Below are 21,994 nucleotides of genomic sequence, written 5' to 3'. Positions count from 1 at the left end.
GAGGATTAGCCGGCAAAGGTGTAGGCTGTCTTCACCGTGGTATAGAACTCCGCGGCATAGCGGCCCTGCTCGCGCGGGCCGTAGCTCGATCCCTTGCGGCCACCGAACGGGACGTGGAAATCGACGCCGGCGGTCGGCAGATTGACCATCACCATGCCGGCCTCGGAATTGCGCCGGAAATGCGTGGCATGCTTGAGGCTAGAGGTGCAGATGCCGGAGGTCAGGCCGAAGGGGGTGTCATTGGCAACCGCAAGCGCCTCGTCATAGTCCTTGACGCGAATGACGTTGGCGACCGGCCCGAAGATTTCTTCCCGCGAAATGCGCATGGCGTTAGTGCTCTCGGTGAACAGCGCCGGCCTGAGATAGAAGCCGGGTGTTTCGCGGTCCAGCCGCTCGCCGCCGAAGGCGAGGTTGGCGCCTTCCTGGCTGCCGACGGCGATATAGTCCTCGTCCTGCTTCAGCTGGCTCGCATCGACGACGGGCCCGATCTGGGTCTTGGCATCGAGCGCATCGCCGATGACGAGCTTTTCCAGGCGCTCCTTGAGCGCGGCAACGAAGCGGTCGTGAATGCCTTCGGTCACCACCAGGCGCGACGATGCCGTGCAGCGCTGGCCGGTCGAGAAATAGGCGCCGTTGATGGCGCACTCGACAGCCGTGGCGAGGTCGGCGTCGTCGAGCACGACCATCGGATTCTTGCCGCCCATTTCGAGCTGGAACTTGCGCATGTGCTCGACGCTTGCCGCGGCCACGCGTTTGCCGGTGCCGACCGAGCCGGTAAAGGTGATGGCGTTGAGGTCGGGGCTGTCGAGCATGGCCTGGCCGACCACCGAGCCCTTGCCCATGACCAAATTGAGCACGCCTTTCGGCAGGCCGGCGCGGTGCAAGATGTCGACGATGGTCCAGGCGCTTTCGGGAACGAGTTCGGCTGGCTTGAAGACGATGGTGTTGCCGTGGGCGAGCGCCGGCGCGATCTTCCAGGTGGGAATGGCGATCGGGAAATTCCACGGCGTAATGATGCCGACGACGCCAACGGCCTCGCGGGTGATCTCGACGCCGACGCCCGGGCGCACGCTGGGCACCAATTCACCCGACAGGCGCAGCGTCTCGCCGGCGAAGAAGTCGAAGATCTGGGCGGCGCGGATGGTCTCGCCAATGCCCTCGGCCAGCGTCTTGCCCTCTTCGCGCGACAGCGCGCGGCCGATCTCGTCCTTGCGCGCCATGATCTCGTCCGACGCCTTTTTCAGCACGGCGTGGCGCACCAGCGGCGCCGAACGCGACCAGGCCGGGAAGGCGGCTTTGGCCGCCGCTATGGCCTGCTTTGCCTGTTCGGCGCCGGCCGAGGCATATTCGCCAACGACATCCCCCGTGTTCGAGGGATTGATGTTGCGCGAGCCGGCCTCGCCCACCCACTCGCCATCGATCAGATTTTTACGAAACAGGCTCATGTCGCGGTTTCCTTGTATTGGTTCGCTGGGGGTGCCGTATGCCTGAATTATTTATCAGACAAATGACGACACTGTGAGGGCTGAAATCTGGCTGCGGACTGGATAGCCGATGGCGCGCGGCTATGAAAGCCGCGACCTCAAGATGGACAATATGAAGCGGCCCTGTCAGGTCGGAAAAGTCCAGAACAGGCAAGCCAGCGTCGCCGCGGCGAAGATGACGAAAAACAGGCTCCTGAGCAGGATGTTGCGGCGCAGCTCGTTCATGGTGAAATGGCTGCCAACGATGGCCGCGGCAAACAGGAAACGCCAGTTCAGGAGCGCCCACAGCACGCTGCTCTGTCCGAAGGCCCAGCGGGCGGCGAGACAGCCGACAATGGTCGCGAACAAGGCGATCACCGCCCAGAACAGCGCATCCGCAGCATGGGTCAAGACGATGCCCGCGGCGCGGATCGGCAGGATCATCATCAGCATGGCGCCGAAGAAATAGACGGCGGCGAGCGGCAGGAACGAGCCGGCATCGGCAATGCCGTCCAGCCGCCTCACGCCGATCGCGCCATAGGGATAACCGTGCCTGGCCACCGCCAGGCTGAGCGCCATGAGCAATGCGGTGAGCACCGCGACCAATGCGAATGTAATGAGGGCCTTGCTCATGCCGTTCCTTGCTTTGAGGCCCTGTCAGAGCCGAATCACGAGGAACGATTTTAGCGCACGGTCCGCGATTGCGCGTCAGCTTTGCTGAGCGTTGCGCTCTTCACCGATCGCTGTTTTCGAAGGCGCCCATGCCTTGCGCGATCAGATTGGTTGCCATGACAAGCGAAACGATGGCCGCCGAGTTGAAGATCACCACCCACCATTTGCCGCCGGTCAGGAAGCCGTAGCCGTCGGCGACCGCCAGTCCCCAGTCGGCTGAAGGCGGCTGGATACCGAGGCCGAGAAAGCTCAGCGTGGCGATTGAAAAGAAGGCGTAGCCGAGCCGTGTGACCAGTTCGATGAGGATGGTCTCCCTGACATTGGGCAGGATCTCAAGGAACATGATGGCAAGAGCGCTCTCGCCGCCGAGACGAGCGGCGCTGACATAGTCGCGTTCGCGCTGCTCGCGCACGGCGGCACGCACCGTCCGTGCCAGCAGCGGGGCATAGGCGATGCCGATCACAAGGATGACGGTGAGGTTCGATGGCCCAAGCGCGACCAGCGCCATGGTGACGAGGACGATGAAGGGAAAGGCCATCAGCGTGTCGAGCAGCCTGGCGCCGATGGCGTCGATCAGCCCGTCGAAATAGCCGAGCACGAGGCCAAGCACGCTGCCGGCGGCAACGCCGAGCAGTGTTGCTGCCGGCGCGACCAGCAGGATGTCACGCGAGCCGACGACGATGCGCGACAGCACGTCGCGGCCAAGTTGGTCGGTGCCGAACCAGTGCGCGGCATCAGGCGGCGCCAGCATGACGAGGAAATCCTCGGCATAGGGATCGTAGGGCACAAACAGGCTGCCTAACACGGCGCAGCCGACCCAGAACAGCAGGATCAGCGATCCAACGATCACCGAGGGCGGCAGCTGCGAAACAGTCTCGCGGATGCGACTTGCTGCCCGCCAGCCCAGCGTACGGCGCTCCGGCAATTCCATCAGTTCCATCATGGCGACACACGGCGGCGCTGCCGCGGATCGAGCAAGGCATTCACGAGATCGCCTGCCGCGGCCGACAGCACGAAGATGGTCGCCATGACCAGCACGCCGGCTTCGAGCATCGGGAAGTCACGCGACTTGGCGGCGTTGAGCACCAGATTGCCGAGACCCTGTATGCCGAACAGCGCTTCGATGACCACCAGCCCGCCAAGCATGTAACCGGTCTGCGTCGCGAGCACGGCGATGGTCGGCGTCAGCGCATTGCGCAGCACGTGCCGGATGAGGATTTCGCGACGCTCGAGGCCTTTCAGGACGGCGGTGCGCGTATAGTCGGCGGCCAGCGCCTCGATCACGCCGGCCCGCGTCATGCGGGCGATGTAGCCGGCAAGGTTCAGCACCAGCGGCAGCGCCGGCAGGATCAGGTAATAGCCACTGACCCAGAGCCCGGCGCCATCGGGAGCAGCGCCCGTGATCGGGAACCAGTTCAGCCACAGGCCGAAGACGATGAGCAACAGCAGGCCGGAGACGAAGTCCGGGACAATGCCGAAGGACACGCCGGCGAGTACGATCAGGCGGTCGATAAAGCGGCCTTGGTTGAGACCGGCGACGATGCCGGCGCCGATGCCCAGCGGCAGCAGAAAGACGAGGATAATTCCGGCAAGGGCCGCCGAGCGCTTGAGGCTTTCCAGAACGAAGGGCGCCACCGGCAGACGCAGCGACAGGGAGGTGCCGAAGTCGCCTGACAGCACGCTGCTGAACCAGTGCCAGTATTGCACGAGCACCGGCTGGTCGGCGCCGAGCTGCCTGTTCAGCGCCGCGACGGCCTCGGCATCGGCGAACGGCCCGAGCATGAGGCGACCGACATCGCCGGGCAGAACCTGCCCGGCGAAGAACACCAGCATGCTGACCAGCCACAGCGTGAGCAGAAGCGAGGCTGCCCGCACCGACACAGTGCGGCCGGTCAGCATCGGATTTTAGTGCCCGGAGTGGCTGGACGTCTCGCAATCATGCCTGGGCGAACGTCACGCGGTCGAGCAGCAGATGCGAGATCGCCGTGAAGCGGACGCCCTCGACCTTCGACGAGACGATGCGGCTGTATTGCGAGAAGTAGCTGATGATCAGCGGCGTCTCGTCCAGCAGCAAGGTCTGGATCTTGCCCGCGGCAAGGCGTTGCGCCTGAAGGTCGCGGGCCTTGCCATATTCGAGCAGCAGCCCGTCATAGGCCGGGTTGTTGAAATGCGCCGCATTCCAGGCGCCCGAACTCTTCAGCGTCGCGTTGAGGAAGATGTCGGGCGTGCCGCGATGTCCGAAATCGGTAATGCCGAGATTGGAATCGAGCCATGGCGACGAGCCGAACTTCGCCGAGCCATAATAGGCGTCCTGCGGCAGCACGTTGAGCTTGATATCGATGCCGGCTTTCCTGGCGAAGTTCTGGATCAGCACGGCATAGTCGGGAATGTCATACGCGCGTTCGGTGGTCAGCGTAACCGGGAAGCCGTTCGGCACGCCGGCCTCGCCAAGCAGGCGCTTGGCCTCGGCGATGTCCTGCTTGCGCTGCGGCACCGACGGATCGGCCGAGGGGAAGATCGGCGCGAACGGGGTGTCGTTGCCGACGATAGCGCGGCCCTTGAGCAAGCCCTTGACCACCGCCTCGCGGTCGATGGTGAGCGCCAGTGCACGGCGAATGCGCTTGTCGGTGAACGGCGCCTGGTCGGTCCTCAGATGCACCTCGTCATGCGAACTTGCCTGCACGCTGAGCAGCTTGAAGTTGGGATTGCCCTCGATCGCCAATTCCAGCCGGGTCGTGCTCGGGATGACGTCGAGCTGGCCGGCCTGCAGCGCCAGCACCTGCGCCTGCTCGTCGTCGAAGAACTTGATTTCGACGCGGTCGGGCAGCGCCTTGTCGCCCCAATAGTCAGGGTTGCGCACGAAGCTGGCGCCCTGCTTGGGGCGGAAGGATTCGAGCTTGAACGGGCCGGTGCCGTTGAAATTCTTCTCGAAATCGCCGGCATAGTCGGCCGGCAGGATGACGGCGTTGTAGACGTCGGAGGAGACATAGAAGGGGAAGTTGCTGTTGGGGCCGTCGAGATCAAAGGCGACTGTCTGGTCGTCGACGACCTTGGCGCCGCCCCTGGACAGGATGCCCTTATAGGCCGACAAAGCGGACGAACCGCTGGCCGGATCGACCAGCCGCTCGAAGCTCGCCACCACATCCTTGGCGGTGACGGTGCGGCCGTCGTGGAATTTCACGCCCGGCCGCAATTTGAAGGTCCAGCGGCTGGCGGTCTCGTCGGCCTCCCACGACAGAGCGAGCTTGGGCTGCAGACCGTCCTTGGGATCGTCGAGGATGAGATATTCGCCGACCTGGCTGATGACGCCGATGCTGGCCGGATCGGTGATGGAGACGGGATCGATCGCCTTGGTCGGCTGTCCGAGCCCAACGCGGACCGTGCCGCCGGCGCCGGCAGCGCGCGCCGTGCCAAAACCAACAAGCCCCTGCGAGGCGGCAAAGCCGGTGAGGCCGATCAAGGCTGCGTATTTCAGGAGATCGCGGCGCTTGAGGAAGCCGGCCTGGTGCTCATCGACGGCGACGTTCCAGATGTCGCCGGAAAGATTGCGAAGCGTATCGATGTCGTTGCGTTTGGTCATTTTGAAACCCCTGTCTGAAATGACTGTTGAATGCCTTTAAGCGACTGGTTCGCCGTCGAGATGGATGCGGTCGACGGCTTGCGGGTAGAAGGCGATGAGGCCCTTGATCTTGGGCATTTCGGCAATGGGATCGCGATAGCTCCAAGCGACATCGGGGCTTACCGAGCCGTCGGCGCGCAGGCCCGACCAGTAAGAGGCAATGCCCTTGTAGGGACAGCGCGTCGTGCTCTCCGAGTCGACCAGACGGTCGAGCCTGACATCGTCCGGATGCAAATAGAAACGCGTCGGCAGATGCGTTTCGAACAGCAGCACCGGGCGATGGCTGTCGGCGATCACTTCGCCGTCGAACCAGATCTGGACATGGCTTGAACTCTGCAGAGCGTCGATGCGGGCGTATGGGTCGCGGGCGTGGACGAAGACTTCTTCCTCCTCCTCGAACCATTGGTCGACCGCTTTCCAGGTGAAGGCGATGCGGCCGGCCAGTGGCGACAGGCTTTCATCCGGCGGCGCGACAAACGACCAGGCCGCATTGGGAGAAGCTTTCGATCCCGTCTCCAGGTCCCAATAGGTGGTTTCGCCGCCGACTGGATGCGGCTGGCGATGCTCGGACGGCTTCAAGAGCGAGCGGTCCACCGAGGAGGCCGGGAAGAAATAGATCGGCAGAAAATGGTTGGAGCGCAGCACCAGGACGTTGCGGCTGTCGGCGATGGTGCGGCCGGCGAATTTGACCCGAATGCGCTTGGGGCTGTGCAGAACATTGATGAGCTGCGGAGCCGTGGCTTCGCGGGGCTGAAGTTTTGGCGCTGCGGTCATATCAGTTGCCCCAAGTCAGGATACGGCGCGCGCATTGTCGCGCTGTTGTTCGGCAAAGCGGTTGGCCGGCCGCGCCAGGCCGAAGCGGTCGCGCAGCGTTCCCGGCGCGTATTCGGTTGGGAATACGCCGCGGCGCTGCAGCTCGGGTACGACCTGGTCGGCAAAATTCACCCAATCCTCCGGCAGCAGCGGGAACATCAAGTTGAAGCCGTCGGCGGCACCTGCCTCGAACCAGTCCTGCAGCTGGTCAGCGATCTGTATGGGCGTACCGACGACAGTCGGCACCGAACCGCTGTTGGCAAGCTTGCGGGCGATCTCGCGCAGGCTGAGGTTCTGCTTCGACCATTCCTTGACCCGGTTGAGCGAGGTGCGGCCGCCATTGAAGGTGCTCTCGTCCGGCAGCGGCGGCAGCGGGCCGTCCGGCGGATAGACCGAGAGATCGACGCCGCTCCAGCTCGAGAGAAGGTCGATGCCGACCCTATCGGGAAGCAAGCTCTGCAGATACTCCTGCCGCTCGCGTCCCTCCGCTTCGGAAGCTGCGACGATCGGCAGGATGCCCGGCAGGATCTTGAAGCTCTCGGGCTTGCGACCGTAACGGGCGAGGCGCTCGTTGATGTCCTGCCTATATTTGATGCCGTCTTCCCTTGTGCTGTAGATGGCAAAGTGCGCATCGGCGTGCGCGGTAGCGAAATTCTTGCCGTCGTCGGACGAGCCGGCCTGGACGATCAGCGGATGGCCCTGCGGCGGGCGCGAGACATTGAGCGGTCCGCGCACCTTGAAGTGCGGGCCCTTGTGGTTGATCGCATGGACCTTGTCGGGATCGGCGAAATAGCCCGATGCCTTGTCGATAAGCAGGGCTTCGTCTTCCCAGCTGTCCCACAGTGCCTTGACGATATCGAGGAATTCGGTGGCGCGCTCATAGCGAAAGGCGTGCTCGATATTGCCGTCGCGGCCGAAATTACGGGCCTCCTCGTCCATGGCCGACGTCACCACATTCCAAGACGCCCTGCCCTTGCTGATATGGTCAAGCGAGGCAAACATGCGGGCGACGTTGTAGGGCTCGCTGTAGGAGCTCGACGCGGTGGTGATGAGGCCGATATGCCTGGTCACGCCGGCAAGTGCCGACAACAGCGTCAGCGGTTCCAGGCGGGCATTGGCGTAATGGGCCACGCCGCTCTGTACGGAATCCCAGATCGCGACATGGTCGGCGACGAAGATCGTATCGATCCTGGCGCGCTCGGCAGACTGGACGAGACCGCGGTAGAAGTCGAAGTCGAGCACTTCGCGGCCCGGCGCGCGCGGATGGCGCCACGACATGCGATGATCGCCCTGCGGATTGAAGAAAAACGCGCTGAGGATCATTTGATCCAGTGCCATGCCGGTCTCCTTGCAGAACTGCTTCAGGCGACCGTCGCGATGCCTCGACCGGCTGCGACAATCTCTCCTGAGCGGTGAAAGGTAGATTGCGCTCCAGCTTAATTCGAGTAATTTTATAGAGATTGTGCGGCGCGAAAGCGGAAGCGATTGCCCTCGAAGACCGCGCCGAAAGAAAGTGGTTTCAGCAAGACATGTCGTCATCGGTTCTGAACGTCGAGCAGCTCACCGTCGCCTATGATGAACGCCGGGGATCGCATCCGGCCGTCAACGGCGTGTCGCTCACCATCGGCGAAGGCGAAGCGCTCGGCCTTGTCGGCGAGTCCGGCTCGGGCAAAAGCTCGGTGGCACTCGCTATTCTGCGCTATCTGCCGAGTAACGCCCGGATCGCCGCGTCGGCGCTCGAGTTCCAGGGCCGCGAGATCCGCAATCTCTCCGGCGAACAGCTGCGCCGGCTAAGGGGCGATCGCATCGCGGCCGTCTACCAGCATCCGGGTGCGGCGCTCAATCCGGCCATGACGATTGGCCGGCAGATCACCGAGACGATCATGCGGCATCGCCCGGTTCGGCAGGACGAAGCACGCACCCGCGCCGCCGAGCTGCTCGGCCGCGTCAGGGTGAGCAATCCGGAGCGGGTGCTCGATCTCTATCCGCACGAATTGTCGGGCGGCATGCAGCAGCGCGCCAACATCGCGATTGCCATTGCGCTCGACCCGTCGCTGCTGGTGCTGGACGAGCCGACGACGGCGCTCGACGCCAGCGTCCAGTCCGAGATCATCGCCATCCTGCAGGATTTGCGGCGCGACCACAAAACCAGCGTCTTGCTGATCAGCCACGACATCAAAATGGTCCGCCGCGCCTGCGACCGGGTGGCCGTGATGCAGTCGGGAACGGTGGTCGAGAGCGGCGTCGCGAACGATGTCTTCGAGAACCCTGTTCACGCCTACACAAAGGCGCTGATCGCCTCGATCCCGGCGCTCAACTTCACCAAGCGCGACGGCAGGCTTGCGGAGACGCACGCGGCCGAACCGTCGATGCCTGTCCACAGTGATCAGCCGGAAGCCCCGCGCCCGATTGCCGTCGCCTGCAAAGGCATCAGCCATGCCTTCGGCGCACAGCCTGTGTTGCACGACATCGATTTGCAGATAGGCCAGGGCGAGACATTCGGGCTGATCGGCGAATCCGGGTCCGGCAAGTCGACACTGGCAAGGATCGTCACCGGCCTTCAGGTGCCGAACGCCGGATCGGTCGAACTGTTCGGCCGCCCGGTCGCGGCGCGCGTCGAGAAGAGAAGTGCAGGCGAACGGCGCGACGTGCAGATGGTTTTCCAGTCACCCGATCGCACGCTCAATCCGCGCCAGCGGATAGGCAGGATTCTCGGCCGTCCGCTGCGGCGGCTGGCTGGCCTGCGCCGCAGCGAGGTGAAGCAGCGCGTCGGCGATCTGCTGGCCTCGGTCCGTCTAGCCGCCGCGACCGTCGACCAGAAGCCGCGCTCGCTGTCCGGCGGCCAACGCCAACGGGCGGCCATTGCGCGCGCCTTCGCCGGCGTGCCGAAGCTCGTCGTGCTGGACGAGCCGACCTCGGCGCTCGACGTTTCCGTGCAGGCGACGGTACTCAATTTGCTCAACGACCTGCAGCGCGACAAGGACACGACCTATCTGTTCATCAGCCACGACCTCAGGGTGGTGCGCTACATGGCCGACAGGATTGGCGTGCTCTATCGCGGCCGGCTGGTCGAGACCGGTTCGTCAGAGCAGATTTTTCGCGGGCCCAACCACCCCTATACGAAGCTGCTTCTGGCCGCAGCCTCGGATGAGACGGCGCCGAAGGTTCCGGCTCAGCTCGACCTCGCCGCGCAGGATGCCGAGACCTCCGGATGCGCCTTCGCCAGCCGCTGTCCCGTGGCCCTGCCCGACTGCCGAAAGGCGCAACCGCCCATCAGGCAGGCCGGCGACGGTCATCTGATCGCCTGCTGGAGAGACGGCGACGATCTCTGATCGCAAAGCGGGCCAGGCTGACCGACAAGCCTGCATTCGAAGAGATGTCCCCATATTGTGAAGGATTTCGGTGCCGTCCGCGCGCTGGACAATGTCTCGCTCGACATCATGAGGGCGAGGCTTTTGGCCTGGTGGGTGACAATGGCGCTAGAACCGGCATCGCATCCTCCCATGTCAATTTGTAAGTTTTTGATACAAATCATCGTTTGAAACTTGGGTCAACAGATTCAGAACGCAGAACATTTTGTTACAGTGCGCCCCGTTTGACCCTTTCAAATCGCATAAAAAATCTATTAGTATGGCAATCAAACAAATCGCGGAGGAAGACGTGCTGGTGTCGACCGATCTTCGGCCGAATGAAACGCGGGCCCTTGCGGCGCTGTTTCGTGCCGGCGCGTTGAGCCGGGCGGCGCTCGCACGCGATCTCGGCCTGACCCGGTCGACCACCGGCGCCCTGGTGCTGGGGCTGACGGAAGCCGGTCTGGCGCGCGAGCGGTCGGATGGAGCGGATGACGAGCAGGATAGCGAGGGTCGGGTCGGCCGTCCCGGTATCCTGGTCGAGATCGACGGCAATGGCGGCTTCTTCCTTGGCGCTTATATCGGCGTCAACTGGATCGCAGTCGTGACTGTCGACCTTGCCGGGGCGCGGCGTGCGAGCGCCTCTAGGGCATTTGCCGGCCCCGGTAGCACGCCCGAAGCCGCGGTCGACATCATCGGGGAACTCGTCGCCGAGATCCGCTCACAATTGCCTGCGGGCACGCGCCCCTACGGGCTCAATGTCGCCGTGCCCGGCTTCCCCGCCGCTGATGGCGTCTCATACCATGCCACCATCCTTGGCTGGCACGGGGTCAATCTGGCTGAGCTTTTGGGCAACGCCTTTGGCGACGATTTTCCGATCCTGCTGGAAAACGATGCCAATGCCGTCGCTGTGGCCGAGACATACTGGGCGCAGCCGGGAAAGGACGATGAGGATGCGCTGATCATCCTGATCGAGAACGGCGTCGGCGGCGGCATCATCAATGCCGGCAGGCTGCATCGCGGCCGGCTCGGCGGCGCCGGCGAAATCGGGCACTTACGCATTGGCGACGAAGGTTTTGTCTTCGACGCGAAGCGCCCGGGGCGGCTGGAATCCTATGTCGGCAAGGATGCTTTGCTGGCGCGCTATTTGCACATAAGCGGGCGGCGCGCCGGCGTGGATGAGTTTGTCGCAGCGCTGGCCGGCGGCGATCCGGCAGCCGTCGCCACCGCGCGCGACTGGGCGCTGTGGTTCGGTCGCGGCCTGGCGACGCTTGCCTGCACCTTGCAGCCGGAGCGCATCATTCTCTCCGGCTCGGTCAATGCCATCTATCCCTTTGTCGCCGAACAGGTGGAAGCTTTCCTCTCGGACTTCCTGGCTGAAGGTTATCCCGTTCCCACGGTCGAACTGTCGCGCGTCGGCGCCGACGGTCCGGCATTGGGCGCTGCCTGTCTGCTGCATCAGGCAGCTTTGTCGGGCGATCCGCAATTTCAACTTCGCGGCCTCGCCGCGCGCTAATCAGGAGAGATTCCATGCCTCGCAAAGACGAAAAGCGGCTGCGTGTCGGCGTGCTCGGCTGCGGCCCGATTGCGCAGGCCGCGCATTTCGAATCCTGCACCAAGGCGCGCAACGCCGACCTCTATGCCATCTGCGATGTCGCCGACGATCTGCGCGACAGGATGGCCGCGACCTACGCGCCCGAAAAATCCTATGCCGACTACGGCCAGATGCTGGCCGATCCCGACCTCGATGCCGTCATCATCGCGACCTCGGACACGTTCCACGTCAAGGCCGCCGAACTGGCGCTCGATGCCGGCAAGCATGTGCTGTGCGAGAAGCCGCTGGGCGTTTCGGTCGAGGAAGTCGAAGGCTTGCGGGCCGCACTCGACAAGAGCGGCAAGGTGCTTCAGGTCGGCCATATGAAGCGCTTCGATCCAGGCATCCAGGCGGCAAAGGCCTTCGTAGATAACGAGATGGGCGAGCGTCTGGCATTCAAGGGCTGGTATTGCGACAGCACCCACCGCTACCCGATGACCGATGCGGTGCAGCCGCTCATCATCACCAGCGCCAAGGCACGCAAGCCCTCCGTCAATCCCAAGGCGGATCTGCGCCAGTATTATATGCTGGCGCATGGCAGCCATCTCATCGATACGGCGCGCCATCTGCATGGTCCGATCGAGGCGGTCGAGGCCCGGCTCACCGAGCGCTACGGCGCCTATTGCTGGTTCATCACCACCATCTTCGCCGACGGCACGATCGGCCATCTCGACCTGACGGTCGCCGTGCGCATGGACTGGCACGAAGGGTTCCAGATCTACGGCCAGAATGGCAGCGTTCTCGCGAAGACCTACAACCCCTGGTACTACAAGAGCAGCGAGGTCGACATTTTCCGCGAGGCTGATGGCAGCTGGCATCGCACGCTTGGCGCGGATGGTCACTTCTACCGCCGCCAGTTCGAAGGCTTCGCCGATGTCGTGCTGAATAGCGCGCCCATGGTCGGCGCCGGCATCGATGACGGCATTGCCTCCATCAGGGGAATGGCGGCCATCGCCCGCTCCGCCGCTGCCGGCGGCCGCGCCGTCCGTCTCGCCGATGTCGACGGGGTGGTGTGATGCAGCTTGGTATTTTCGCCAAGACTTTCGCTGCCACCGGCGCTCTGCCGGTGCTGCGCGCGGTGGCGGATGCCGGCTACACCGCGGCGCAGTTCAACATGGCGTGCCTTGGCCTGCCGTCGATGCCGGACAGCATTGAGCCCGATGCGGCCCGATCCATCGCAACGGCCAGCGGCAAGACCGGCGTTTCGATCGCGGCGGTTTCGGGAACCTACAACATGATCCACCCGGATCGCTCGGTTCGTGTGTCAGGTCTTGCTCGGCTGGAGGTGCTGGCGGCGTCATGCGCTGACATGGGCACGCGCCTGATCACGCTGTGCACCGGCACAAGGGATGCACAGGATCCGTGGCGCTGGCATGCCGACAATGCAAGCGAGGCGGCATGGAGCGATCTGCGGATGGACATGGAAGCGGCGATTGCGATTGCCGAGCGCTTCGACATCGAGCTTGGCATCGAACCGGAACTGGCCAATGTCGTCTCCAACGCCCGGGCCGCACGCCGCCTGCTGGACGAAATGAACAGCACGCGGCTGCGCATCGTGCTCGACCCGGCCAATCTGTTCGAAGTGGCCGACAGCGCGGAGCGTCATCGCCTGATCGACGAGGCCGTCGGCTTGCTGGCCGCCGAGATCGGCATGGCCCATGCCAAGGACCGCTATGCCGGTGGCAGCTTTGCCGCGGCCGGACATGGCGTTGTCGACTTCCCGCATTTCATCGGCCGTCTGAAAGCCGCTGGCTTCGACGGACCCCTGATCACGCATGGCCTGACAGAGGCCGAGGCGCCCGGCGTGGGCGCCTTTCTGCGCACCGTGCTGGAAGCGAGCGAGCGCGCGTGAAAGAGACCTTCAGCCGCGATGGCGTCGATCTTGCCTACCGGGACGTCGGCGCCGGGCTTCCCGTCATCTTTCAGCACGGCCTAGGCGGCGACGACGCGCAGGTCGCCGACGTGTTTCCCGATCTGCCGGTGACCCGGCGGGTGACGCTCGAATGCCGGGGCCAGGGCGGATCCAGCTACGGGCCGGTCGAGCGGCTTTCGGTTGCGACGTTTGCCGAAGACGTCGAAGCGCTGGCCGACGCTCTCGGCATCGGTCCGGCCGTCGTCGGCGGCATCTCGATGGGTGCCGCACTGGCGCTGCGCCTGGCGGTGCACAAGCCGGCTCGTGTGCGGGCGTTGGTGCTCGCCCGACCAGCCTGGGTGGTCCAGGCGGCTCCGGAAAATATGAAGCCCTATGCCGTCGTCGGCGATCTCTTGATGCGGCATTCGCCTGAAGACGCCAGGCGTCTGTTCGATGACAGCGCTGTTGCCGGCGAACTGGCCAGATTGGCGCCAGACAATCTCAGCAGTCTGCAGGGCTTCTTCAGTCGCCCGGACCCGGTTCTGTTCGGCAGGCTGCTTTTGGCGATCGCCGGCGACGGTCCCGGCGTGAGCGAGGCGGACATCCGCGCTATCGCGGTTCCGACCCTTGTCATCGGCCATGACCATGACCTCGTCCATCGACTGGACGACGCACAGACGCTGGCCGGGCTCATCCCGTCGGCCCGGCTTTGCACCATCACAGCCAAATCGCAGGATCGCGCCGCCTACCGGCGGGAATTCCGCGCCTGTCTTTCGGAGTTCCTGGAAGCGCTGGCATGACGCATCAAACGATGGACGACACGATCGCCGTGGTCGAGATCGGCGGCACGTCGGTCAAGGTTGGCTTTGCCGACCACGGCATCCCGGTGGATTTTGCGCGCACCTACCCGACCGCGCAACTGCGCCAGGGCGCGCCTGTGGCGGGGTTGGCCGATGCGGTCACCGCAGCCTGCCGCGATGCCGGGCTCAAACCTGCACGGGTCGTTGCGACGGTGCCTGGGTTCATCGACCGCGACTTCGACACGGTGCTGCACACGGCCAACATTCCCGAGCTGAACGGCATCCGGCTGGGTACGGAACTGGCATCGCGGCTCCGCGCTCCCGTGCGGCTCGAACGCGACGTCGTGCTGCAATTGCTGGGTGAAAGCGTCGCCGGCGCAGTGAAGCGGCAAAAGGAGGTGCTGGCGGTCTATCTCGGCACCGGCATCGGTGCGGCCTATCTCGGCAAGGACGGCATTTTCAGGGGTGGCGGCTGGGCGCTCGAGATCGGCCACATGCCGATCTACCGGCCCGACGAAAGCGGTCCGCCAAACCGGGTCGAGACCTATGCCTCAGGGGCAACGCTTGTCGACCTTGCCGCGGACTACGATGTCCCGATTGCCGAGCTGTTTTCGGCGACCGGGCAGCCGCCGTCGCTGCGCGAATGGCTCGATGAGATCGTCTGGCAGCAGGCGGTGACCATCGCAACGGCAGCCGCTTTGTTTTCCCCGCAGACGATCCTGATCGGTGGCGGCATTGTCGACATGAAGTCCTATCCCCGCCAGGCGCTCAAGCAGCGCATCGCGGACAGCCTGCCGCATTCGCTTGTTGTAGAGCCTCTGGACATACGCTGGGCGGCCCTGGGCTGGCAGGCGGCGATCCATGGCGCGGTGCTGCTCGGCGCGGTGTGATCGCCGTGGTTGCTGTCGGCGAAGGATTACTTGATCGTCTTCCCGTCCGCCCCAAACCGGTATGTCTTACCCGGCTCCGGCGTTGCATACAGCGTCGCACCTGGCTCGGCGTCGTAGACACCGAAAATGCGGACCGTGATCAGCCCGGCCTTTTCGCAGTCGAGATAGAGGTTGGTGTCGGCGCCGAGATGTTCGGCATGCACCACCGTTCCCTTCCAGGCGCCGGACCTTGGATCCACGGTCAGATGCTCCGGCCGCACGCCGATCGTCTTGGCCGTCTCGCCCAATCTGGCGCCGTCGATGAAATTCATCTTCGGCGAGCCGATAAAGCCGGCGACGAACTCGTTTGCCGGCGAATTGTAGAGCTCCATCGGGCCGCCGATCTGCTCGATCTGGCCGGCGTTGAGCACGACGATCTTGTCGGCCAGCGTCATCGCCTCGACCTGGTCGTGGGTGACGTAGATCATCGTCGCCTTCAGCCGGCGATGCAGCTGCGCGATCTCCAGCCGCGTGTTGACGCGAAGCGCTGCGTCGAGGTTCGACAAGGGCTCATCGAAGAGGAACAGTTTTGGCTCGCGCACCACGGCGCGGCCGATGGCGACGCGCTGGCGCTGGCCGCCCGACAGCTCCGCCGGCCGCCGCTCGAGATACGGTTCCAGCGACAGCATCGACGAGGCGACGCCGATGCGGCGTTCGATCTCCGGGGCGGGCGTGCCGGCCTGCTTGAGGCCGAGGCCCATATTGTTCTTCACCGTCAGATGCGGGTAGAGCGCGTACGTCTGGAACACCATGGCGATGCCGCGTTTTGCCGGGGGCGTGGCCGAGACATCGGCGCCGTCGATCACCACCCTGCCGGAGGTCGAATCCTCCAGCCCGGCGATGACCCTAAGCAAGGTTGACTTGCCGCAGCCAGATGGGCCGACGAAGACGACGAATTCGCCGTCGGTCACTTCGAGGTTGATGCCTTTCAGCACCTCGACCGGCCCGAAGGCCTTCTTCACATTCTCGATTACCAGCGAGCCCACGGCTTCGTCCTTGTTCTAGAGTTTGCCCTACTAGAGCTTAACTGGGGCGCCGCTGCGCACGCTCTCATCGGCGGCAAGGCAGACGGCGAGCGATTTCACCGCGTCGTCCATGTGGCGGGTCAGGTCGATGTCTTCCCGGATCGCCTTCAGCACGAAGGCCTGTTCGAGGTCGCAGAGATCCTGGTGGCCGGGTTCGCCGTCCATCGACAGCATCTCGTCCGGCCTGGCGAACTTGCCGTCCGCGCCGGTCGCCGCACTGTGCAGGCGGATGGTCGAGGTCTTGGTGTGGGTGTCGATGTCGTCCGACTTCACACCTTCCTTCATGACGATCGACACGCAGCCATTGGGCGACATCACGTCCTTCACGAAGAACGCCGTTTCCGAAATCATCGGTCCCCAGGCAGCTTCGTACCAGCCGACCGAACCGTCATCGAACAGCACCTGCAGATGGCCGTAATTGTACATGGTCGGCGCGATTTCCTCGGTCAGCCGCAGCCCCATGCCGCGCACCTCGACCGGCTTGGCGTCGGTGATCTGCAGCATGACGTCAAGATAGTGCACGCCGCAATCGACGATTGGCGACGTCGTCTGCATCAACTGCTTGTGCGTCTGCCAGGTCGGGCCTGACGATTGCTGGTTGAGGTTCATGCGGAACACGTAAGGGCCGCCGAGCTTGCGCGCCTCGGCGATCAGCCGGACCCAGGACGGGTGATGGCGCAGGATATAGCCAATCACCAGCTTTCTGCCATTGGCCTTGGCCGCCGCGACGACGCGCTTGGCGTCCGCCACCGTTGTTGCGAGCGGCTTCTCGACGAAGACGTGGCAGCCGGCCTCGAATGCCTTCACCGCATAGTCGGCATGGCTGTCGGAATAGGTGGCGATGCAGGCGACGTCGGGCTTTTCATCGCGCAATGCATCGTCGAAGGAACGACGGATGTCATAGCCCGACAGCCCGTCCGGTAACGGCACGTCGGAGCGGTTGATCAGGGCCGCGATCTCGAAGCCCGGATTAGTGTGGTAGGCCAGCGCATGGCTACGCCCCATATTACCGAGGCCTGCGACGACGACGCGAAGGGGCGATTTAGAGGTCACCTAACTACTCCAGATGTTCCAGTTGTTCCTTCTGAGAGGGTGTCACCCCACCCGGCGCTTCGCGCCGACCTCCCCATCGAGGGGAGGTAGGACGTTGGCGCGAACACCCTCACTGCCAAAGAAGCTTCTCCGAAAGTCGCCCTTTGGCGGTCTTGAATGAAGCCACGACCTTTTACCTCCCCTTGATGGGGAGGTCGGCGCGCAGCGCCGGGTGGGGTGAAGGCTCCAGCAGAGATTTGTAGGGCTCCGCTCACTTGACGGCTCCGGATGTGATGCCGCGGATCAGCTGCCGCGAGAAGATGATGTAGAGGGTCAGCACCGGCATGATCGCCAGCGAGAGTGCGGCCAGGATGGCGTTCCAGTTGGTGACGAACTGGCCGAGGAAAAGCTGCGCGCCGAGCGTCACCGTTTTGGTCTCTTCCGACGGCGCCAGGATCAGCGGGAACCACAGGTCGTTCCAGATCGGGATCATGGTGAAGACGGCGACCGTCGCCATCGATGGCCGTACCAGCGGCAGCACCAGCCGGAAGAAGATCGTGTATTCCGACAGACCGTCGATGCGGCCGGCATTCTTCAGATCATCGGACACCTGCTTCATGAATTCCGACAGGATGAAGACCGCCAGCGGCAGGCCTTGCGCGGTGTAGACCAGGATCAGCGCCGTCAGCGTGTTGACCAGCCCGCTCGCCACCATCAATTGCAGGATGGCGACGGTGCCGAGCCGGATCGGGATCATGATGCCGAGCGCGAGGTAAAGCCCCATCAGCGTGTTGCCGCGGAAGCGGTATTCCGAGAGCGCGAACGCCGCCATCGCGCCGAACAGAAGCACGAAGAACAGCGAGGCGACGGTGACGACCAGGCTGTTCTGGAAATAATGGATGAAGTCGCCCTGGCCGATCACCGTGGTGTAGCCGATCAGGTCGAAGGTTTTTGGCGTCGGCGGCGTCAGCGGCTCGCTGAAGATGCCGGCGCGCGATTTGAACGAGTTCATGATGACCAGGATCACCGGAAACAGCGCGATCGCCGTGTAGGTCAACAGGATCGCGTGGGCGCCGATGGTGCGGGGCAGCGAACGGGTGGCGGTGCTCATTGGAAGGTCTCCTGACGAGCGATGACTGTTGAGGTCGGCACCAAGGCACCCTCCTCTGTCCTGCCGGACATCTCCCCCGCAAGGGGGGAGATCAGATGCCGCGACTGCTTTCGCCAATCGCCAACGTTGCAAGACGAGCGGCAAGGCCAGAGCTGCCAATCTCCCCCCTTGCGGGGGAGATGGCCGGCAGGCCAGACGGCGGTGTTCAAGCTCGACATCTCGCCCCTCAGAACTGGTAGCGACGCAGGCGCGTCTGGACGAGGAACAGGTAGACGCAGACGCCGCCGAGGATGATCAGGAACATCATCGTGGCGATCGCCGCACCCATATTGGGATCGCCGGTCTGCAGCTGGAAGCCGAAGAAGGCGCGGTAGAGGAAAGTGCCCAGAATATCGGTCGAATAGTTCGGGCCGGCCAGCGCCCCTTGCGCGGTGTAGATCAGGTCGAAGGCGTTGAAATTGCCGACGAAGGTCAGGATTGAGATGATGCCGATCGAGGGCAGGATCAGCGGCAGCTTGATCTTCCAGAACTGCGACATGCCGGTGATGCCGTCGCATTCGGCAGCCTCGATCACCTCTTCGGGGATCGACAGGAGTGCCGCATAGATCAGCATCATCGGAATGCCGACGAACTGCCAGACCGAGATCAGGCTGAGCGCGGTCAGGGCATATTGTTCTTTGCCGAGCCACGGCGTGAACAGGCTTTTCAAGCCGACCAGGTCCATCAGATGCGGCGCCACGCCCCACAACGGCGACAGGATCAGTTTCCAGGCGAAACCGACGATGACGAAGGACAGGATGGTCGGCACGAAGATCGCGGTGCGGTAGAAGGCGGCGAATCTCAGCCTCGGGCTGGACAGCAATGCCGCCAGCATGACACCGATCGGGTTCTGCACCACCATGTGGATGATGAAGAACCAGGTATTGTTCCGCAGCGCGTTCCAGAAGCCGACCGACCAGTTGGGGTCGCCGAACAACGTACGGAAATTAGTGAAACCGACGAACACCTGATGCTGATCGACATTGCGGAACAGCGACAGCTGCAGCGTGCCGGCGAGCGGCAGGATCATGATCGCCGTATAGACCAGCAGCGCCGGCGCCAGGAAGACGCCGATATGCGAGCCGAACGGTCGTTTCGGTCGTGTTTGTGCGGCCATGAGTGCGGTCCCCGCCGATCAGGTTTAGCAATGCCTTCGACGGCAGCGCTGCCCCTCACCCTTACCCTCTCCCCGTGAAGGACGGGGAGAGGGGCGCCTGCGTTTCGGCTGATCCTTCTCCCCGTCACTATAGGGGGAGAAGGTGCCGGCAGGCGGATGAGGGGCGGCGCCGTCGTTCGCAGTCGATGATGCTATCGAAAAACGCAGGGCCGTCCACTTGGGCCCTGTCTGTCTCTGAGCTTACTTGCCCGGCTTGTACCAGCTGTCGAGGCCGTCCTGCAGCTTCTTGGCGGCAGCTTCCGGCGTGTCGGTGCCGTTGATGACGTTGGCCGATTCAACCCAGGTTTCGTTCTCGAGGTTCGGCGTGCCGCGCGACAGGATCTGGTAGGTCGAGCGGATCGTCGACTTGCACTTGTCGCGCCAGGAGACGAATTCCTGCGCCAGCGGGTCTTCCATCTTCACCGGGGTGGAATTTAGGCTGAAGAAGCCCGGCAGTGCGTTGGCGTAGATGGTGGCGAAGTCCGGCGAGGCGACCCAGGACAGGAAGGTCTTGGCCGCGTCGGCATTCTTCGACGCCGCATTCAGGCCCATGCCGATATCGGTATGGTCGGAGATGTAGCAGGTGTCGCCGGCCTTCTCGACCGGCGGCGGGAAGGCGCCCATCTTGAACTGCGCCTGGGTGTTGAACAGGCCGATCTCCCACGATCCCGCCGGGTAGATGGCGGCGCGGCCAAGCGTGAACAGGTTCTGGCTGTCCGGATAGGTCTGGGCCTCGAAGCCGTCGCCGAGATAAGGCTTCCACCTGGCCAGTTCCTCATAGGGAGCAACCCAGTCCTTGTCGGTCAGCTTCTGGTCGCCCTTGATCAGCGCTGCGCGGCCCTCTTCGCCCTTCCAGTAGTTCGGACCGATGTTCTGATAGCCCATGGTCGCGGCTTCCCAGAGGTCCTTGGTGCCCATGGCCATCGGGATGTAGGTGCCGTCGGCCTTGATCTTGTCGAGCGCGGCGAAGAACTCGTCACGCGTCGTCGGCACCTTGAGGCCGAGCTTGTCGAAGGCGTCCTTGTTGTAGATGAAGCCGTGAATGACCGAGGCCATCGGCACGCAGAAGCTCGCCTTGCCGTCGTCGGTCTGCCAGGCGGCCTTGGCAACGGGCGAAAAGTTTTCCATGCCGGGCAGCGCCGACAGGTCGGCAAGGTTGCCCTTCTTGAACAGTTCGAGCGATTTGTCGAACGGGCGGCAGGTGATCAGGTCGCCAGCCGAGCCGGCGGCGAGCTTGGCGCCGAGTGCGGCGTCATACTCGGTCGGCGCCGACGGTGCGAACACCACTTTGATGCCCGGGTTCTTGGCCTCAAAAGCCGGGATCAGCTTGTCCTTCCAGATGGCAAGGTCGTCGCCGCGCCAGCTTTCGATATTGAGCGTTACGTCATCGGCGTGAGCCAACCCGGCGGTGCCGAGAATGCTGGTGCCGAGAAGCAGTGCCGTCAGTAATTTCGTTGTCATGCTAGTCTCCCTGTTGACCTTTTTCAGGTTCGGTTTTGAGAACAGGGGCCTTCGCGCCCTTGTTCCCCTCGATCGCGGAAAGGGCTGGCCGCAGCTTCTGGCCGGTCCCTTCCAGTATCTTCTCGGCCGCAACGGCGTTGGCAGCGCCGGCGGCGAGCAGAATGGCTGTCTTGACGACGCCGCCGCTCGCTTCGAGCAGCCGCACGGCGTCTTGCCGGTCGCGGCCGCTGATAGCGGCGACGATGCGAGCCGCGCGGTCGCGCAGCTTGATGTTGTCGGCGGTGAGATTGACCATGTAGCCGTCATGGACATGGCCGAGATGAATGGCGGTAAGCGTCGACAGCATGTTGAGCGCGATCTTCTGGGCAGTGCCGGCGCCCATGCGCGTCGAGCCGGCAATCACCTCCGGTGGCGTCTCGAGCAGTATGGCGACGTCGGCCAGCCTGAGCAGGGGCGTGTCCTTGTTGTTGGCAATGGCGATGGTTGCCGCGCCCCGGCTGCGCGCATCCTTCAGCGCCTGCACCGCATAGGGCGTCGAGCCGCTGGCCGAAATCGTGATCAGGCAGTCGCCCTTGCCGATGCCGGCGCCGGCAATTGCCGTCGAGGCTTCGTCGGTGTCGTCTTCCGGTCCGCCGGCCAGGGTCTTGAAAGCGTCGTCGCCACCGGCGATGAGGATGGCGATGCGTTCGCGCTTGATGCCGAAGGTGCCGGGCAACTCCAGCGCGTCGGCCAGCGCCATCAGGCCGGAGCTGCCGGCCGCAGCATAGGCGAGCTTGCCGCCGCCGTTCAGCCGCCCGGCGATGATTTCGGCTGCGGCGGCGATGGCGGGAATGGCGTCGCGCACAGCCTTGGCGGCCTCGATCTGCGCATTGACCAAAGAAGAAAGGATGGCGTCCGGGGCCTGGATGTCCAGTCCCTCGGCATTGCTGTGAAGCGCTTCGGTGCGCGGTTCGGCCATCCCTGTCCCTCCGATGGAAGAACAATACCAAAAAAATACCACTTGTCCACACGCATTAACGAAATTGCGAACTGGAAAGCGTTGAGCCAGCAAAATTCCCGGGTTTTTCAATCTGATACG

The 21,994-nt window shown here is 63.8% G+C and carries 19 protein-coding genes; 6 read left to right on the top strand and 13 right to left on the bottom strand.

The window, feature by feature from the left end:
* Positions 1-5: 5 nt before the first annotated feature.
* The 7 genes from ACYG97_RS26370 to ACYG97_RS26340 form a co-directional block, all read right to left on the bottom strand.
* Positions 6-1,445 (bottom strand): aldehyde dehydrogenase family protein, encoded by a 1,440-nt coding sequence (locus ACYG97_RS26370; RefSeq protein ID WP_023732561.1) that lies wholly within the window; start codon positions 1,443-1,445, stop codon positions 6-8.
* A gap of 165 nt (positions 1,446-1,610) precedes the next feature.
* On the bottom strand, positions 1,611-2,096 hold the full coding sequence (locus tag ACYG97_RS26365) for a hypothetical protein (RefSeq protein WP_023732562.1): 486 nt from the start codon (positions 2,094-2,096) through the stop codon (positions 1,611-1,613).
* Between the two features lie 100 nt (positions 2,097-2,196).
* Complete coding sequence (locus ACYG97_RS26360) at positions 2,197-3,078, bottom strand: ABC transporter permease (RefSeq protein WP_023732563.1); 882 nt, start codon at positions 3,076-3,078, stop codon at positions 2,197-2,199.
* Positions 3,075-4,034 (bottom strand): ABC transporter permease, encoded by a 960-nt coding sequence (locus ACYG97_RS26355; RefSeq protein ID WP_023689971.1) that lies wholly within the window; start codon positions 4,032-4,034, stop codon positions 3,075-3,077. Before ACYG97_RS26355 ends, ACYG97_RS26360 begins: the two co-directional genes overlap by 4 nt.
* A 37-nt stretch (positions 4,035-4,071) precedes the next feature.
* Complete coding sequence (locus ACYG97_RS26350; RefSeq protein ID WP_023732564.1) at positions 4,072-5,715, bottom strand: ABC transporter substrate-binding protein; 1,644 nt, start codon at positions 5,713-5,715, stop codon at positions 4,072-4,074.
* Between the two features lie 36 nt (positions 5,716-5,751).
* Positions 5,752-6,528, bottom strand: coding sequence for a DUF427 domain-containing protein (locus ACYG97_RS26345; protein ID WP_023732565.1), 777 nt, complete (start codon positions 6,526-6,528; stop codon positions 5,752-5,754).
* Between the two features lie 15 nt (positions 6,529-6,543).
* Positions 6,544-7,905 carry an LLM class flavin-dependent oxidoreductase gene (locus ACYG97_RS26340; RefSeq protein WP_023732566.1) on the bottom strand — a complete coding sequence of 454 codons (1,362 nt, stop codon included), beginning with the start codon at positions 7,903-7,905 and terminating at the stop codon, positions 6,544-6,546.
* Positions 7,906-8,096: 191 nt separating this feature from the next.
* On the opposite strand from ACYG97_RS26340, the gene ACYG97_RS26335 reads away from it, so the two are divergent.
* From ACYG97_RS26335 to ACYG97_RS26310, 6 genes are all read left to right on the top strand, one after another.
* Positions 8,097-9,899: a dipeptide ABC transporter ATP-binding protein gene (locus ACYG97_RS26335; RefSeq protein ID WP_023732567.1), complete on the top strand. Its 1,803-nt coding sequence runs from the start codon at positions 8,097-8,099 to the stop codon at positions 9,897-9,899.
* Between the two features lie 298 nt (positions 9,900-10,197).
* Complete coding sequence (locus tag ACYG97_RS26330) at positions 10,198-11,433, top strand: ROK family transcriptional regulator (RefSeq protein WP_050590355.1); 1,236 nt, start codon at positions 10,198-10,200, stop codon at positions 11,431-11,433.
* A 14-nt stretch (positions 11,434-11,447) separates the two neighbouring features.
* On the top strand, positions 11,448-12,527 hold the full coding sequence (locus tag ACYG97_RS26325) for a Gfo/Idh/MocA family protein (protein WP_023732569.1): 1,080 nt from the start codon (positions 11,448-11,450) through the stop codon (positions 12,525-12,527).
* On the top strand, positions 12,527-13,363 hold the full coding sequence (locus tag ACYG97_RS26320; protein ID WP_023732570.1) for a sugar phosphate isomerase/epimerase family protein: 837 nt from the start codon (positions 12,527-12,529) through the stop codon (positions 13,361-13,363). The genes ACYG97_RS26325 and ACYG97_RS26320 overlap by 1 nt, the downstream gene beginning before the upstream one ends.
* Positions 13,360-14,163, top strand: a complete 804-nt coding sequence (locus tag ACYG97_RS26315; protein WP_023732571.1) for an alpha/beta fold hydrolase — start codon at positions 13,360-13,362, stop codon at positions 14,161-14,163. Before ACYG97_RS26320 ends, ACYG97_RS26315 begins: the two co-directional genes overlap by 4 nt.
* A complete protein-coding gene (locus ACYG97_RS26310; protein WP_023732572.1) occupies positions 14,160-15,053 on the top strand; it encodes an ROK family protein in 894 nt (297 codons plus the stop codon). Before ACYG97_RS26315 ends, ACYG97_RS26310 begins: the two co-directional genes overlap by 4 nt.
* A 26-nt stretch (positions 15,054-15,079) precedes the next feature.
* On the opposite strand, the gene ACYG97_RS26305 is transcribed toward ACYG97_RS26310, so the two are convergent.
* The 6 genes from ACYG97_RS26305 to ACYG97_RS26280 all read right to left on the bottom strand — a co-directional run bounded on the left by ACYG97_RS26305 (position 15,080) and on the right by ACYG97_RS26280 (position 21,874).
* Positions 15,080-16,078, bottom strand: a complete 999-nt coding sequence (locus ACYG97_RS26305) for an ABC transporter ATP-binding protein (protein WP_023668840.1) — start codon at positions 16,076-16,078, stop codon at positions 15,080-15,082.
* Between the two features lie 30 nt (positions 16,079-16,108).
* Positions 16,109-17,170: a Gfo/Idh/MocA family protein gene (locus ACYG97_RS26300; RefSeq protein WP_023732573.1), complete on the bottom strand. Its 1,062-nt coding sequence runs from the start codon at positions 17,168-17,170 to the stop codon at positions 16,109-16,111.
* A 250-nt stretch (positions 17,171-17,420) separates the two neighbouring features.
* A complete protein-coding gene (locus ACYG97_RS26295; RefSeq protein ID WP_023732574.1) occupies positions 17,421-18,260 on the bottom strand; it encodes a carbohydrate ABC transporter permease in 840 nt (279 codons plus the stop codon).
* A gap of 226 nt (positions 18,261-18,486) precedes the next feature.
* Positions 18,487-19,416 (bottom strand): carbohydrate ABC transporter permease, encoded by a 930-nt coding sequence (locus tag ACYG97_RS26290; RefSeq protein WP_023732575.1) that lies wholly within the window; start codon positions 19,414-19,416, stop codon positions 18,487-18,489.
* Between the two features lie 240 nt (positions 19,417-19,656).
* Positions 19,657-20,916 (bottom strand): ABC transporter substrate-binding protein, encoded by a 1,260-nt coding sequence (locus ACYG97_RS26285; protein ID WP_023689958.1) that lies wholly within the window; start codon positions 20,914-20,916, stop codon positions 19,657-19,659.
* Between the two features lies 1 nt (position 20,917).
* The gene (locus ACYG97_RS26280; protein WP_023694233.1) at positions 20,918-21,874 is read right to left on the bottom strand and encodes an N-acetylmuramic acid 6-phosphate etherase; all 957 of its coding nucleotides are present in this window, start codon (positions 21,872-21,874) and stop codon (positions 20,918-20,920) included.
* Between the last annotated feature and the right edge of the window lie 120 nt (positions 21,875-21,994).

This window comes from Mesorhizobium sp. W067 (assembly GCF_054719525.1).
Note: the sequence above shows the minus strand (reverse complement) of the source record. Positions and strands in the feature narration are given on the sequence as shown.

Bases quoted from the DNA above. Each gene is read 5' to 3' on its own strand.
- ACYG97_RS26325 (WP_023732569.1), top strand. From the start codon at position 11,448: ATGCCTCGCAAAGACGAAAAGCGGCTGCGTGTCGGCGTGCTCGGCTGC.
- ACYG97_RS26280 (WP_023694233.1), bottom strand. From the start codon at position 21,874: ATGGCCGAACCGCGCACCGAAGCGCTTCACAGCAATGCCGAGGGACTG.
- ACYG97_RS26350 (WP_023732564.1), bottom strand. From the start codon at position 5,715: ATGACCAAACGCAACGACATCGATACGCTTCGCAATCTTTCCGGCGAC.
- ACYG97_RS26370 (WP_023732561.1), bottom strand. From the start codon at position 1,445: ATGAGCCTGTTTCGTAAAAATCTGATCGATGGCGAGTGGGTGGGCGAG.
- ACYG97_RS26310 (WP_023732572.1), top strand. From the start codon at position 14,160: ATGACGCATCAAACGATGGACGACACGATCGCCGTGGTCGAGATCGGC.
- ACYG97_RS26285 (WP_023689958.1), bottom strand. From the start codon at position 20,916: ATGACAACGAAATTACTGACGGCACTGCTTCTCGGCACCAGCATTCTC.
- ACYG97_RS26290 (WP_023732575.1), bottom strand. From the start codon at position 19,416: ATGGCCGCACAAACACGACCGAAACGACCGTTCGGCTCGCATATCGGC.
- ACYG97_RS26295 (WP_023732574.1), bottom strand. From the start codon at position 18,260: ATGAGCACCGCCACCCGTTCGCTGCCCCGCACCATCGGCGCCCACGCG.
- ACYG97_RS26330 (WP_050590355.1), top strand. From the start codon at position 10,198: ATGGCAATCAAACAAATCGCGGAGGAAGACGTGCTGGTGTCGACCGAT.
- ACYG97_RS26340 (WP_023732566.1), bottom strand. From the start codon at position 7,905: ATGGCACTGGATCAAATGATCCTCAGCGCGTTTTTCTTCAATCCGCAG.
- ACYG97_RS26365 (WP_023732562.1), bottom strand. From the start codon at position 2,096: ATGAGCAAGGCCCTCATTACATTCGCATTGGTCGCGGTGCTCACCGCA.
- ACYG97_RS26355 (WP_023689971.1), bottom strand. From the start codon at position 4,034: ATGCTGACCGGCCGCACTGTGTCGGTGCGGGCAGCCTCGCTTCTGCTC.
- ACYG97_RS26320 (WP_023732570.1), top strand. From the start codon at position 12,527: ATGCAGCTTGGTATTTTCGCCAAGACTTTCGCTGCCACCGGCGCTCTG.
- ACYG97_RS26345 (WP_023732565.1), bottom strand. From the start codon at position 6,528: ATGACCGCAGCGCCAAAACTTCAGCCCCGCGAAGCCACGGCTCCGCAG.
- ACYG97_RS26335 (WP_023732567.1), top strand. From the start codon at position 8,097: ATGTCGTCATCGGTTCTGAACGTCGAGCAGCTCACCGTCGCCTATGAT.
- ACYG97_RS26360 (WP_023732563.1), bottom strand. From the start codon at position 3,078: ATGATGGAACTGATGGAATTGCCGGAGCGCCGTACGCTGGGCTGGCGG.